The 14,878-nt window shown below is 36.0% G+C and carries 12 protein-coding genes and 1 pseudogene; all 13 read right to left on the bottom strand.

Features of this window, described 5'->3' with window-relative positions; translation table 11 throughout:
* Positions 1-310 precede the first annotated feature (310 nt).
* The 13 genes and pseudogenes from ACTTKP_RS00160 to ACTTKP_RS00100 all read right to left on the bottom strand — a co-directional run bounded on the left by ACTTKP_RS00160 (position 311) and on the right by ACTTKP_RS00100 (position 14,868).
* Positions 311-738, bottom strand: a pseudogene (locus ACTTKP_RS00160) (Gx transporter family protein).
* Between the two features lie 75 nt (positions 739-813).
* Positions 814-1,104: a NusG domain II-containing protein gene (locus ACTTKP_RS00155; RefSeq protein ID WP_442551914.1), complete on the bottom strand. Its 291-nt coding sequence runs from the start codon at positions 1,102-1,104 to the stop codon at positions 814-816.
* 271 nt (positions 1,105-1,375) lie between these two features.
* Complete coding sequence (locus ACTTKP_RS00150) at positions 1,376-2,161, bottom strand: prepilin peptidase (protein ID WP_442551880.1); 786 nt, start codon at positions 2,159-2,161, stop codon at positions 1,376-1,378.
* A gap of 145 nt (positions 2,162-2,306) precedes the next feature.
* Entirely contained in the window at positions 2,307-3,527 is a 1,221-nt protein-coding gene (gene ilvA, locus ACTTKP_RS00145) for a threonine ammonia-lyase (RefSeq protein WP_442551879.1), read from the bottom strand.
* 585 nt (positions 3,528-4,112) lie between these two features.
* Positions 4,113-5,027 carry a signal recognition particle-docking protein FtsY gene (gene ftsY, locus ACTTKP_RS00140; protein WP_442551878.1) on the bottom strand — a complete coding sequence of 305 codons (915 nt, stop codon included), beginning with the start codon at positions 5,025-5,027 and terminating at the stop codon, positions 4,113-4,115.
* Positions 5,028-5,040: 13 nt separating this feature from the next.
* Positions 5,041-8,601 (bottom strand): chromosome segregation protein SMC, encoded by a 3,561-nt coding sequence (gene smc / locus ACTTKP_RS00135; RefSeq protein WP_442551877.1) that lies wholly within the window; start codon positions 8,599-8,601, stop codon positions 5,041-5,043.
* Positions 8,592-9,317 carry a ribonuclease III gene (rnc, locus tag ACTTKP_RS00130; protein ID WP_442551876.1) on the bottom strand — a complete coding sequence of 242 codons (726 nt, stop codon included), beginning with the start codon at positions 9,315-9,317 and terminating at the stop codon, positions 8,592-8,594. The genes smc and rnc overlap by 10 nt, the downstream gene beginning before the upstream one ends.
* Before the next feature lie 240 nt (positions 9,318-9,557).
* Positions 9,558-9,791 carry an acyl carrier protein gene (gene acpP, locus ACTTKP_RS00125; RefSeq protein WP_442551875.1) on the bottom strand — a complete coding sequence of 78 codons (234 nt, stop codon included), beginning with the start codon at positions 9,789-9,791 and terminating at the stop codon, positions 9,558-9,560.
* 19 nt (positions 9,792-9,810) lie between these two features.
* Positions 9,811-10,821 carry a phosphate acyltransferase PlsX gene (plsX, locus tag ACTTKP_RS00120; protein ID WP_442551874.1) on the bottom strand — a complete coding sequence of 337 codons (1,011 nt, stop codon included), beginning with the start codon at positions 10,819-10,821 and terminating at the stop codon, positions 9,811-9,813.
* A gap of 68 nt (positions 10,822-10,889) precedes the next feature.
* Entirely contained in the window at positions 10,890-11,666 is a 777-nt protein-coding gene (locus ACTTKP_RS00115) for a CheR family methyltransferase (protein WP_442551873.1), read from the bottom strand.
* Between the two features lie 143 nt (positions 11,667-11,809).
* A complete protein-coding gene (locus tag ACTTKP_RS00110) occupies positions 11,810-13,753 on the bottom strand; it encodes a bifunctional 4-hydroxy-3-methylbut-2-enyl diphosphate reductase/30S ribosomal protein S1 (protein ID WP_442551872.1) in 1,944 nt (647 codons plus the stop codon).
* Positions 13,754-13,775: 22 nt separating this feature from the next.
* Positions 13,776-14,453, bottom strand: a complete 678-nt coding sequence (gene cmk, locus ACTTKP_RS00105; RefSeq protein ID WP_442551871.1) for a (d)CMP kinase — start codon at positions 14,451-14,453, stop codon at positions 13,776-13,778.
* A gap of 43 nt (positions 14,454-14,496) precedes the next feature.
* Positions 14,497-14,868 carry a RidA family protein gene (locus ACTTKP_RS00100; protein WP_442551870.1) on the bottom strand — a complete coding sequence of 124 codons (372 nt, stop codon included), beginning with the start codon at positions 14,866-14,868 and terminating at the stop codon, positions 14,497-14,499.
* Positions 14,869-14,878 lie beyond the last annotated feature (10 nt).

The raw sequence follows: 14,878 nt of genomic DNA, 5'->3' as shown, positions 1-14,878 counted from the left end.
TTAAGATATTTATCAAGATATTTTATGAATAATTTTAAGAAATTTATATTTAGTTTAACTCTTGCAATTTGTAACCTTACAAATAATACTAATACAGAATATTGATTTTGTCAAGTTTCTTTGTATATTTTGCACTAATTTTATTTTATTCTATTTATAATGAATTTTAAAATTTTGTTTGAATCAATTATAATTTAGCAAGATTTTATCTATATTTTTTTCATATTTTTAGTTTTAGTTTTATCATTTGATATTCATTTTTTTATACTTTTAACTTTATGTAACCTAACAAAATTATCAATACTGATTATTAATTATTCTTCATTTTGATTACTCTTTTAAGTATTTCTCCGGCAATTATTCCAATCATAATTCCGGTAACAACACCAATGAAAATAAGATAAGAAAGATAAGAAAAAACAGCAGGTAGCCTTAACAGTACCATTGCACAAAAAAGCTGACCTATGTTGTGTGCTACTCCTCCTGCCATACTGACTCCAGCTATCCCAAAGAAATCTGTTTTTTTAGAATAAGCATAATCACAAAGCTTAAAATTCCACCCGAAAGCCCATAAATTGCACTGTAAGGATTGCCAAAAGTAAATCCAACTAAAACTATCCTAATTACAGAAACCGAAATTCCTGCTCTTGCCCCACCCGTATAAAGAGCTATAAGTACAACTATATTGGCAAGCCCCAGCTTCATACCCGGTACATGAAAATTAAATGGAATAAGCACCTCTATATAGCTTGCTATAAAAGCCAGTGCTATCAGTATTCCATAAAGCGAAACTCTTTTTGCCACCCTATCCTCCTAGCCTGAAACTCCATCTATAACAGGTTCATCCTTTTTATTGTCAATTATCTTGACTACAACTCTGTTTGGAAGGCAGACAAGCATTTCTCCTGCCCTACTTATCTTTCCCTGCTTCATACATTGTTTATCCGGACAATTTGCTTCAGAAATATATGCTTTCCCCGACTGTATGACAAGAGTATTTGTTCCCAAATGAGAGCCGCTAAGTTCATACTTTGCATCTTTTTTAAGGGGATACTCTGCTATTTTCTTTCCATCAACAGATACAACTACATTTTTATCTACGATTTATTTTCTGCTATGCATGTCCTTTCAAGCCCTTTAATGTGCTCCAGCATTTTGTCATACTCTTTCTTTATAAGCATTTCATACAGCACTTTAATCTGTTCTTTATTACTTATTGCCATATATATTAATGGTTAGCTGCATTTGCCTATATTGAAAGTGAACTTTCATATAGGCAAGATAAGCTAACCATCTTTGTCATCTGCAATAAGCAAATTATACAAAGTTTTTAAACTTGACTATACAGATTAAACAAAAATCATTATGACAAGGCTTACAAAACATTTAAATACCAATCAATAGCATTATTCCCCCACATCATAGCTATAAGTATTCCTGCTGACAAATAAGGTCCCATAGCAAGAACCTTTCCCTCCCCAAAAGCCCTCATACGAATAATATGAATTATTGATCCTAATATACAGCCAATAAAAAAAGCCAATATTATAAGCTGCCACCCTAGAATAAGACCTGCTACAGCCATTAATTTAATATCTCCTCCTCCGATTGCCCTACCTGCAGTAGCAAAATAAATTACAAGCAATAATGCACTGATACCAAAAAAACCAATAAAATAGATTTGAAAACGCTTGATATCTAAAACTATCCTCAAAATTCCAAGGCATAATATAAAAATATTTACTTTAATTGGAATCTCATATGTTTTCCAATCTATAACTGCAATTACTATGAGTGCTGATGCGAATAAAGAAAAAATAACGGACTCTGCAGTGAATCCGTTTATCAAAAAAATCAATACAGAGAGCAATCCGTTAATTGCTTCAATTATAGGATATTGAAATGATATAGAACATTTACACCACCTGCATCTTCCTTTTAAAAAAATATATGAAAATATAGGAATCCGGTCAATCAGGCTAAGTTTATGTCCACATATCATACACTGTGATGGTTTCAACATTATCGCCCTGTTTACCGGCATTCGGCAAATACAGATATTTACACAGCTGCCAATTATTGAGCCAGATAAAAATATAGCAAAATATCTAAATATAACTAAAAAGTCCAGTTTTATACAACTCCTTTCGAAATTTTTCACTTGATATCATCAACCTTCGCAATTTACTGACATTCCGGCTATTGCTGTAGTTTCATTATGTTTGAAAACATTTCATATTTTTGTGAATTCAGTAATTATGTGGCTTTCAGCTGCGACTACAGCTGTCCAATAATTCAGTTTAAATTTAATTAAGACTCCCCTTAGCCCTTACTTCTCTTGGCTTATACCCCTTTTTACCAAGTCCGTCTATTATTTCCTGTTTATGTTCCATTCCATAAGCTTCCATAGTAATTATAAGCTCCACCGCAGCATTTCTATTTATATTTACAAACTGGTTATGCTCAAGCCTTACAACATTACCCTTAAGCTCAGCTATTACCTCGGATACCCTCGCAAGCTCGCCCGGACGGTCAGGAAGAAGTACAGATACAGTAAATATTCTCCCTCTCTGTCTAAGACCATGCTGAACCATGGAAGAGACAGTAATTATATCTATATTACCTCCACTGATTATGGAAACCACCTTCTTACCCTGTACACCAAGCTTATTTATTGCAGCAACTGTGAGCAGACCTGAATTTTCAACTACCATCTTATGATTTTCTATCATATCAAGAAAATTAAGGGTAAGCTCCTCATCTTCAACAGTAATTATCTCATCAACATTTTCTTTAATGTATGGAAATACATTGGTTCCCGGAGTCCTTACTGCCGTACCATCTGCTATAGTCTCTACTTTATTAAGGCTTATAACCTTACCTGCTTCAAGCGATGCTTTCATACAGGCTGCTCCTGCCGGTTCTACTCCAATTATTTTCACGTTTGGATGAAGCATTTTTGCAAGCGTGGATACTCCTGCACAAAGTCCTCCACCACCTATTGGAACAAGGATATAGTCAACTGTCGGAAGTTCCTTGAAGATTTCCATTGCTATAGTACCCTGGCCTGTAGCAACTACCTCATCATCAAAAGGATGAATAAAGGTCATTCCATCTTCCTCAGCAAGTTTAAGTGCATAAGCACAGGCCTCATCATAGATGTCACCATAGAGAATTACCTCTGCACCATAGGATTTGGTACGGTTTACCTTAATAAGAGGGGTTGTGGTAGGCATAACCACTATTGCCTTAACTCCAAAAAGTTTAGCTGCATAGGCTACTCCCTGGGCATGGTTTCCTGCAGAAGCGGTAATAAGCCCCTTGTTTCTATCATCTTCTGAAAGAGTGCTTATCTTATAATAAGCTCCTCTTACCTTATAAGCTCCTGTATACTGCATATTTTCAGGTTTAAGGTATACCTTGTTGCCACTTTGTGCTGAAAAATATTCGCTGTAAACAAGTTTGGTAGGGTTAACCACTTTTTTTACCGCCTCAGCAGCTTCCTCAAATTTCTCCAGTGTCATCATAATCTTACCTCATTCTTCTTTTGTATCATAATAAAGAATACTGCTTTGCAGTATTCTTCGCCTGTGGCGAGTCGCATAAGCGACATCTACATAGTCGCCACAGTGCGATCCCTCGGAGAGATTTTTCTTTAATAGGGAATTTCGTCAAAATTCCCTATTAAAGAAAAGAGGCAAACTACTGCCTCTTTCCCAAACCTACTTGCAAAAATTGCAAGATTAGTTTATAATCAGCTTAGATGACTGAAGGATATGGGTTGATCCAACAGTTACCAAGCGGAAACTTATAATTGTCAAAAACAGATTACAGGCTATCCCCTAGTTGCATAGTGGATAGCCTGTCTGTTATTTTCGATTCTTTCGATTATCGATATATGTTAAGGCTGTAAATACAACCAATAAAAGCGTTAAAACTTCTAAAGTATTCATATCGACCTCCTCTCCGTTTCCGGAAAGGCAACAATCGGGCTATCCCCACTGCTCTAAGCTGACTTAAAATATTGTATCACTTTAAATTACTTTTTACCAGTATATTTTTATCTTTATCAATGCAGTTTCTCATTATACCGCCTATAATCTGTAGTTATACTATTCCACCTCAAAAAGTGCTTCCACAAACCGGTCTGCATTAAATTTCTGTAAATCATCTATCTTTTCACCTATTCCTATATACTTTACAGGAATGCTGAGCTCTGACTCTATTGCTATAGCTATACCACCTTTAGCTGTTCCGTCAAGTTTGGTTAAAACTATACCGTTTACCGGAGCTGCTTCTGAAAACTGTCTTGCCTGTTCTTTAGCATTCTGACCTGTAGTTCCATCTACAACTACAAGGGTTTCTATGGCTGCCTCCGGATATTCTTTGCCGATTATCCTATATATCTTATTTAACTCGTCCATAAGATTCTTTTTATTGTGAAGCCTTCCTGCAGTATCACAGATAAGTACATCCACATTGCGGGCTTTTGCAGCATTTACTGCATCAAAGACAACCGCAGCCGGATCACTGCCTTCTTTCTGTGCAATAAGTTCCACATCTGAACGCTTTGCCCATTCTGTAAGCTGCTCTATTGCGCCTGCTCTGAATGTATCTGCCGCTGCTATAAGTACTTTTTTACCCGAACTCTTAAGCTGACTGGCAAGCTTTCCTACAGATGTAGTCTTACCCACTCCATTTACACCTATCATAAGCACTACAGATTTTTTATTTTCAAAATCATAAGCATCAGGCTTTACCTGCATCTGCTCCTTAAGACTGTCCATAAGATGCTTCTTACAGTCAGCCGGATCTTTTATCTTTAGTTCTTTTACCTTAGACTTAAGATTTTCTATAACCGAAGTAGTTGTACTTATACCAAGATCCGCCATTATGAGTGTCTCTTCAAGCTCTTCATAAAAATCATCATCTATAATATCATGACCTGTGAAAATATTTGAAACACTGTTCATTATATTATTTCTGGTCTTTGCAAGTCCTTCTGCAAGTTTACTGAAAAATCCCATTATTTATCCCCTCCTACTTAATATCCGCATCTATAAGGTTTACTGAAACCATTGTAGATACACCCTTTTCCTGCATGGTTATACCATAAAGTACATCTGCTGCATTCATAGTTCCCCTTCTATGGGTAATAACTATGAACTGAGTATTCTTGGTAAGTTTGTGCAAATACTCCGCAAATCTGGTTACATTAGAATCATCAAGTGCCGCCTCTATCTCATCTAACAGACAGAAAGGCGAAGGCTTAAGATTTTGTATTGCAAAAAGCAGAGCAATAGCTGTAAGAGACTTTTCTCCACCTGAAAGCTGCATCATGTTTTGCAGCTTCTTGCCCGGTGGCTGTGCAATTATCTTTATACCTGCCTCAAGAATATCTTCTCCATCGGTAAGCTCAAGTCTTCCCTTTCCACCACCAAAAAGCTCTATGAAGGCTAAGTCAAACTGCTCATTTATATCCTTAAACCTCTCATCAAACTGCTCTCTCATCCTCCTGTCAAGCTCATCTATTATGGTTCTTAAGGCATCCTCTGCCTTCACTATATCCTCTGCCTGAGTCTTTAGAAGCTCATATCTTGCTCCTACTTCCTTATACTCTTCTATTGCTCCTACATTTACATTTCCTAATTCTTTTATCAGATTTTTCTGAGTATTAATTAACTTTTTCAATGCAAAACTTGTATACACTACATCCAAGTCAGGTATATTTTTAACAGCTTCTGAATATGTTATTCCGTATTCTGAAAATATATAATCCACCATAGTTTCAAGGCTTGTATCAGCCTTTTCTATAATATTTTCAAGCCTATATATTTCCTTATCAAGTTTTGACCTTAATTCAGTTGTTTCTTCACGCTTTTCAAAAAATGATTTATAGCTTGTAGAAATTTCTTCCCTTTCTGCAATCATAATCTTTCTATTATTTTCAAATTCCTCTATTTCCTTCTTAAAGCCATCTATGTCTTTTAATATTACCTCTATTCCCTCAGACTTTTCCTTAAGATCACATTCTAATTCTAAAGCCAGCTTTTTCAGCTCTTTAATCTCTGAATCTGCTAAAATTCTCTCTTTATTCACCCTTTCTAAACTTTCATTCACAAAACTTTTCTCAGCAGCAATGGTACTTTCGGATATTTTTACCTGATTTATCTCTTCATTTATACCGTTTATCTCATTTACAGTATCCTCAAGGCTTTTAAAAAGGCTATCCAACTCAGAATCTTCTGCCTGAACATCTCCATCTGCATTTATTACCTTATCAAGCCTTTCTATTTCCTTTTCTGCGATATTTCTTTCCTTGTCAAGGTTTGTCCCATCAAGCCTTATTTCATCCAGATTCTGTTTTGTCTCTGCAATTCTTCCTTCTAATTGTTTAATATTATTCTGCTCAGTCTTTAAGCTTACTCTTATTTCTGAGATATTATCTTTATAAATAGAAGAAGTGTGTTTTGCCTCATTTACAGCTGCCCTAATATCTTCTACCGCCTTTTTCAGTTCACTATATTCTTTTTCAAGCTCTAACAAACTCTCCTTTTTTTCATCAATTTCCCTTGCTCTTCCTAAAAGATTGCTTGTATTTCTAAATGCTCCTCCTGAAATAGCTCCGCCCGGATTTAGTTGTTCTCCATCCAAAGTAACTATTCTTAATGAATATCTATACTTTCTTGCTATTTTAACCGCAGAATCCATATTGTCTGCCACAAGAGTACGCCCTAAAATGTGGCTTACAAGTCCTGCATATCTTGGCTCAAACTCAACAAGTGAAGAGGCAACTCCTACTATTCCCTCCTCGTTTAATGCACCTCCAAAATTACCGGGATTGTGCAAGGTCATTGCATCTAACGGAAGAAATGTGGCTCTTCCGAACTTATTTTCTTTAAGCCATATTATTGTATGCTTTGCCGTAATCTCTTTATCCGTAACTATATTTTGTATAGCTCCGCCCATAGCTGTTTCTACAGCTGTCTCATATTCAGGCTTAACCTTTACAATATCAGCGACTACACCGATAATACCATTCTCTTCTTTTTTATGCTCCATTACCCGCTTCACTGCATTGCCATATCCATCATACTTTTCAGCCATATTCATAAGTGAACCTAATAAAGCCTTACCTGACAGTATTTCTTTCTGCTTATCTAAAGCCTCTTTTTCCTTAACCAATCTTTCCTTCGTCAGATGCTCTATTGATTCTTGTGCATCATTATATGCAGCTTCTAACTTGGTAAAGTGTTCTGTCAGTTCCTTAATTTTTCCTGTTGCTTCACTATGCAGTGCATTAAGACTGTCACTGATTTCCTTATTTCTAAGAATTTTCTGATTAATTTCAAGCCGTCTTATCTTATGCTGTTCCAAATTTGACTTATAAAGTTCTATTCTTCCTGAAGCCTCAGCTTTTTCCTTATCTCTTCCTGCCTTTTCATTAAGTTTTATATTTCTTTTCTTTTCTATCTCAGCCTTAAGCGATAACTTTTCATTCAGTCCTGATTTTAATGCAGCATCTTCAGATAAAAGTTTTTCTTCCCTTATATTCAGTTCCTGTATTTTAAGTCTTATATCTTCTTCCTCTTTTATAGTTTCGTCAAGTTTACTTACGGCATACTTTATTCTTGCTGAGTTATCTTCTAAGTTTTTATTTATTGAATTAATCTGTTCTCTTATGAGTTTAAGCTCACCCTCAGCCTTTTCGTTTTCAACCTGTTTCTCTGAAATGCTCCTTGCTGCTTCATCTATCAGTGCTGTTTTTTTATTTAAGGACTGTTCCAGCTGTTCATATTCTTCTTTAATCTCATTATATGAAGCTTCAGCATCTTTAAGATTTTCTTCTGCCAAAATCTTATCTGATTCTGCCTTTGTCTTTGATTCCGCTATGTTATCATATTCATTTATAAAATTGATTATTTCATATTTTCTCAGTTCATCCCTATATCCAAGATATAACTTAGCTGTTTCTGCCTGTTTTTCAAGAGGTCCAATCTGTCTCTCAAGTTCGGACATTATATCTTTTACACGAGCTAAATTGGTACTCTCCTCTTCAAGGTTTTTTATAGACTCAGCCTTTCTTTTCTTAAACTTAGTTATTCCCACCGCCTCATCAAAAAGTTCACGCCTATCTTCAGGGCGACCGCTTATAATCTTTTCAATCTGTCCCTGACCTATAATAGAATAACCTTCCTTGCCTATACCTGTATCCAGAAAAAGTTCACTTATATCTTTTAGTCTACAGCTATGACCATTTATCAGATATTCACTTTCACCCGAACGATACACTCTTCTTGCAACTGTCACCTCTTCATAATCAATAGGCAGTACCTTATCAGAATTATCTATTGTAATTGCAACGAAGGCAAAACTCTGAGCCTTTCGAATTTCAGTACCGGAAAATATAACATCTTCCATCTTAGAGCCCCTAAGCTGTTTTGCACTCTGTTCACCTAAAACCCACCTTACAGCATCTGCAACATTGCTCTTTCCACTGCCATTAGGCCCTACTATTCCGGTAATTCCATTTTTGAAAGAAAACACTATCTTATTGGCAAAGGATTTAAAACCCTGTATTTCTACACTTTTTAAATACATAAGCCTCCCTCGCCTCTTTCAGCCCTTAATTTTAAAATACCGTTATAAGCTGCCACCTGCTCTGCAGCTTTCTTTGTATGCCCTTCACCAATTCCATACTCTTTATCTCCAATATATACTGCTTCCCTAAATTTCTTGTCATGATCAGGTCCATATTCATCAATAAGTTTATAACTGATAACTCCAATATTTTCACTCTGTACCATTTCCTGAAAGATAGTTTTACTATCAAAAAAGAGTTTTTTATTTTCAATATCATTTAATATATGTTTTTCAATAAACTCTTTTGCATTAGTAAGACCACCGTCAAGATAAATAGCTCCTATTAGAGCTTCCATTGCATCTGAAAGTATGGAGTCCCTGTTTCTTCCACCTGTCATTGCTTCACCATGTCCTAAAAGCAAATATTCATAAAGTTTTATTTCCCTTGCTGAATAGGAAAGGGATGCCTCACAGACAAGACCTGCACGAAGTTTTGTAAGCTCACCCTCCTGCATTTCTTTATACCTTCTAAACAAATATTCACTTGTGATAAGCTCTAAAACAGCATCACCCAAAAATTCCATTCTCTCATTACAGTCAGACTTTGTAAGATGCTTTTCATTCACAAAAGAACTATGTGAAAACGCATTAACAAGAAGCTTCCTATCTTTAAATGAATAGCCTATAATCTTTTCTATTTCCTCTGCCTTTTCAGGCCTAATAAATAAATTCAAGCTCATTCCCCTTTCATAAGTAAAATGTCTTTAATTATTAGCTTATGTATAATATATGCAAAGTAATCTGCTCTGCCTACCTATATAAGAGCCGGCTCTAATATAGGCAAACATAGCAGATTATCAAAATAGTTAGCTGAATTTACCTATACGAAAGTTTACTTCCTATACAGACAAATTATAGCTAACTATCAAAGACATTCTGCTACAGTATTTAACACCTACTTGATTTGACTTATACTACTGCTCGCTTGCTTCTTCAAGTTTTTCCACAGCATCGCCCACAGTAACGATTGATGCAATTGCATCGTCCGGAATTTCAATTCCAAACTGCTCTTCAATTTCCATAACAATTGATGTAAGGTCTAATGAATCTGCCCCCAAATCATCAACAAACTTTGTATCAGGGGTAATACTGTTTTCATCTACATGAAGCACTCCTGATACAATTTCCTTAATTCTTTCAAATTCCATACTTCCTCCTTACGCCAGTTTATTCTGACAAATATTCTTTAATTTTATCATTAATGCCCTGATTCTTAAAACTAATACATTGAATAAGTGCATTTTTTATTTCGTTATGTTTAGCATTTCCATGTGTCTTTACTACCAGTCCGTTAAGTCCAAGCATTGGTGCTCCACCATGTTTTGTAGCATCAAATTTTGACAATGTATTTTTAAGTGCTTTTTTTGAAAGCATAGCACCAATCTTACTAAGAAGAGTACTTAAAAGTCCCTTTTTAATTTCTTCTAAAAGTACCCCTGCAACTCCTTCATAAAGCTTTAGAATAGCATTCCCCACAAAAGCATCACACACTATTACATCAGCATCTCCATAAGGTATCTGCCTGGTTTCAATACTGCCCGTAAAATTAATATCGGTACAGGACTTCAATAAAGGATAGGTTTCTTTTACAAGAGCATTACCCTTTTCTTCCTCTACCCCAACATTTACTATCGCCACCTTAGGATTCTTAATTCCCATTACATTCTCCATGTAAATAGATCCCATAATTGCATATTGGACAAGATGTGCAGACCTCGAATCTACATTTGCTCCACAATCAATAAGCAGCGATACTCCTTTCTGTGTAGGTAAAAGCGAAGCCAGTGGAGAACGCTCTATTCCTTTTAATCTTCCTACAACCAGCTGACCTCCTACAAGTACAGCTCCGGTAGAGCCTGCCGATACAAAAGCATCAGCCTCCCCTTCCTTCACAAGCCTCATTGCAACTGATATTGAAGAATTTTTTTTCTTTCTTATTGCCATTACCGGTGCTTCATCATTTGTTATAATTTCCGGTGCTTCTACTATTTCAAGAAGCTTCCTATCTGCAGCAATTCCCTCTGATTTTAATTTATCTAAATTCTCCTCAATTAGTTCCGTCTGACCTGTCAAAAAAACCTTAAGTTCTTTATTTTCACTCACTGCAAGAACTGCTCCCTTAATTATTTCATACGGAGCATTATCCCCACCCATTACATCTAATGCAACTTTTATCATTTTATCTTTCATCACCTATTTTTTTATTTACTGATACAAGAATCAAATACTTTTAACTCCTACATCATTTACTGCTTAATATAGAAAAACGAGTACTGTGGTTTAAAACCAATACTTGTAGACTGAATAATCTGCTCAGTACTTCCTACAAAAAGCACACCTTCCGGCTTTAGTACAGAATGGAACTTTTTAAACACTTCATTCTTTGCTTCATCAGTAAAATATATAACTACATTTCTGCATACTATCATAGAACATCCGGCAGGATATGGATCTTTGAGTAGGTTATGCTTTTTAAACTCCACTCTGGCCTTTATATCATCATTAATCTTATATGATGTTGCTGTAAGTTTAGTAAAATGCTTCTCTAAAAATTCTTTAGGAAGACCTTTTACACTATTATAGCTATAAACTCCCATTTTTGCTTTTTCAAGCACCTGATCATCTATATCAGTTGCTATTATTCTTATCTGATTAAGCGGTAAAAATTTTGAAAGCAGCATAACAAGAGAATAAGGCTCATCTCCTGTTGAACATGCAGCACTCCATATTTTTATATTTCTTCCATGCTTCTTCATAAGATATGGAATTATATCTTTTTCAAGGATTGCCCACTGCTCAGGATTACGCCAAAATTCAGATACATTTATTGTAAGATAATTTATAAAAGCTGCATAAAGTTCCTTATCAGTTTTTAACCCTCTTACATAATCATCATAACTCTTAAATCCGTTTTTGGAAATAAGAGAATCTATCCTCCTCTTCATCTGCTTTTCTTTATATGCATCTAAATCAATTGAAGACAAGGTATAGATCTGTTTCTTAAAACTTTCGTAATCATTCATACTTCCCCTCCGATTAATTTATCCCAAACTATGTCTAAAATAATTTGGATTTATTTCTCTTTATACTATAACACTTGTATTATAACAAATTAAAAACTCAGCTCATACAGAACTAACTGCACAAGCTGAGCATGCTTAATCTATTACTCTGCCTGATTTTCATCTTCAGAAGTTTTTTCTTCAGCTTCATCTGCTCCCACTAAAAGAGCCTTAATAGAAAGTGAAATCTTCTTTGTCTCAGCATTGAAATCAACAATCTTAGCTGTTACCTCTTCACCTGTCTTAAGCACATCACTTGGCTTCTCAACATGATTAGCAGCTATCTGTGATACATGGAGCAGAGCATCAACACCCGGCTCAAGCTCAATGAAAGCACCAAAATCTGTCATACGGGCAACCTTACCCGAAACTATATTTCCAACAGCAAACTTCTCTTCAGCTCCTGCCCAAGGATTCTGATCCTCAAACTTAAGACTTAAAGCAATCTTCTCACCCTGAATATCCTTAACAAAGCTCTTAACCATATCATCAACCTTGAATACCTTCTTAGGATTTTCGATATGACCCCAGCTCATCTCAGATATATGGAGAAGTCCGTCTGCTCCACCAAGATCGATAAATGCTCCAAAATCAGTTACATTCTTAACTTTTCCATCTACAACCTGCCCAACTGCAAGTTTATCAAAGAGAGCCTTCTTAAGCTCACTCTTTCTTGCTGCAAGAATCTGCTTTCTGTCACCGATTACTCTTCTCTTCTTAGGATTGAACTCGCTAATTACAAACTCAATCTCTTCACCGGCATACTTATCAAGATTCTTCTCATAAGTATCAGATACAAGGCTTGCAGGGATGAATACTCTTGCCTCATCAACTACAACACTTAAGCCGCCATTAAGTACCTGTGTAACCTTTGCCTTAAGCACTTCCTTGTTGTTAAATGCCTCTTCAAGACGCTTATTGCCCTTCTCAGCAGCAAGACGCTTATATGTAAGAAGCACCTGTCCATCTCCATCGTTAAGTTTAAGCACCTTAACTTCCATCTCATCTCCAACTTTCGCAACTGTAGTAAGATCAGTAGGAGTATTAGAGTACTCATTCTTTGTAAGAATTCCATCAGCTTTATATCCAATATTAAAAATGATTTCATCTTCCTTAACAGCAATCACCTGTCCCTTTACCACTGCACCAGTGTGTACCGGATTCTTTAAAGACTCCTCCTGTTCTAACATTTCTGCAAAACTCATTTCAGCCATCTTGGTCCGAACCTCCTCAATAATATTATTTGGGGTTGAAGCCCCTGCTGTAATACCTACGCAACGAAATTTTTTTAGTTTTCCCAGGTCCAAGTCCTCAGGTGTATGTATATAGTAAGTATCAACACATTTTTTTATACAGATATCGTATAATTTTTGAGTGTTGGAGCTATGTCTGCCACCAACTACTATCATCGCATCAGCCTTCTCTGCAAGTTTCTCTGTTTCTGTCTGCCTTTCAGCGGTAGCATTACAGATAGTATTCAAAACAATACTATAATATCTCTTTTTCTTAAAAATTTCAACTATATCTTGAAATTTATTTAAATTAAATGTAGTTTGAGCTAAAATAACATGGGTTTTCTCAGAGTTTTCCGAATAGTTTAAAGCCTCTTCTACATTTCCTATAATAACAGGCTCTGTCAAACACCATCCTTTTATACCAACGACTTCAGGATGATCCTCTGCTCCTACAATCACAATCTGATTGTTAAAATTTTCTGAATACTCTCTTGCAAGCTTGTGTATTTTTTTTACAAAGGGGCAGGTTGCATCTTTGTAGCAGACTCCCATTTTAGAAAGTTTATCATAGTCTGACTTAGGAATTCCGTGTGAACGGATTATCAATGTACCTTTATCCGGTTCCTTCAGTTCATCCAAGTTATTTACAACCTTTACTCCTTTTTCTTCAAGCTCTTTTACCACAGTTTCATTATGGATTATTTCACCATAAGTGTATACAGGCTTTCCTTCGGACGAAAGTGTATTTGCAAGCTCTACAGCCCGCCTTACTCCAAAACAAAATCCTGCATTTTTAGCAACCTTTATTTCCAAATATAGTTTCCTTTCTAAATAACTAATTAAATTCCGGATTTTTATCACGAGCAATTTTTATTATTGCCTCAACCACTTCTTCTATGCTGAGTGCTGAGGTATCCACAAGTACAGCATCCTCTGCCTGTACTAACGGTGAAACCGCTCTGTTCATATCCTGCTCATCTCTACTTTTAATATCGGACATGATATCTTCTATATTAACGATTTCACCTTTTTCTGTAAGTTCTTTATATCTTCTCTCTGCTCTTACTCTCACATCGGCAGTCAGAAATATCTTAACACCGGCTTTCGGAAGAACCTTAGAACCTATATCTCTTCCATCCATAACTACCGGCCTCTTGCCTGCAAGCTCTCTTTGTAGGTTTAAAAGTCTTGTCCTTACTTCAGGTATGACTGCAAACTCCGAAGCCGCCTTGCTTATCTCAGGTTTTCTTATCTTACCGCTTACATTTTCATCACCAAGTATAACCTGCTGTTCACCATTTTCGTAAACAATATCAAGCTTTACATCCTCAAGTTTGCTTTTTATCCTGTCAAGTTCACCGGCAACTATGCCTCTTTCCGTCATAAAAAGAGCTATCGCCCTAAACATGGCTCCTGTATCTACATAAACCAGACCCAACTTTTCAGCTACTTTTTTCGCTATAGTACTTTTTCCTGCTCCTGCCGGTCCATCTATTGCAATTTCCTTATTCATTTGTTCCTCTTTTTGTTTTGAAGCATTCTCTTCATTTTATTTTTTATTTTGAAGCAATAGCTTCAATTTCAACTAAAGCACCCGCAGGAAGTGCCTTAACAGCAAAGCATGATCTTGCAGGCTTGCTTACAAAATATTTTTCATATACCTTATTAAAAGCCGCAAAGTCTGCCATATCTGCAAGCAGACAGGTAGTCTTAACTACATTTTCCATAGTAAGTCCTGCAGCTTCGAGCACTGCTTGAACATTTTTACAAGACTGCTCCGCCTGAGCCTCAATTCCCTCTGCTTCAATCTTGCCCACAGCAGGATTAATAGGTATCTGTCCACTCGTAAAAACAAGGTTTGAGAGTTCTACTCCCTGACTATATGGTCCTATTGCTGCAGGTGCCTTATCTGTACTTATTTTTTTCATTTTCATCATC

The sequence above is a fragment of the Catonella sp. genome (genome assembly GCF_052169795.1).
Taxonomy (GTDB): domain Bacteria; phylum Bacillota; class Clostridia; order Lachnospirales; family Lachnospiraceae; genus Catonella.
This window is presented reverse-complemented; position numbering and strand designations above follow the sequence as displayed.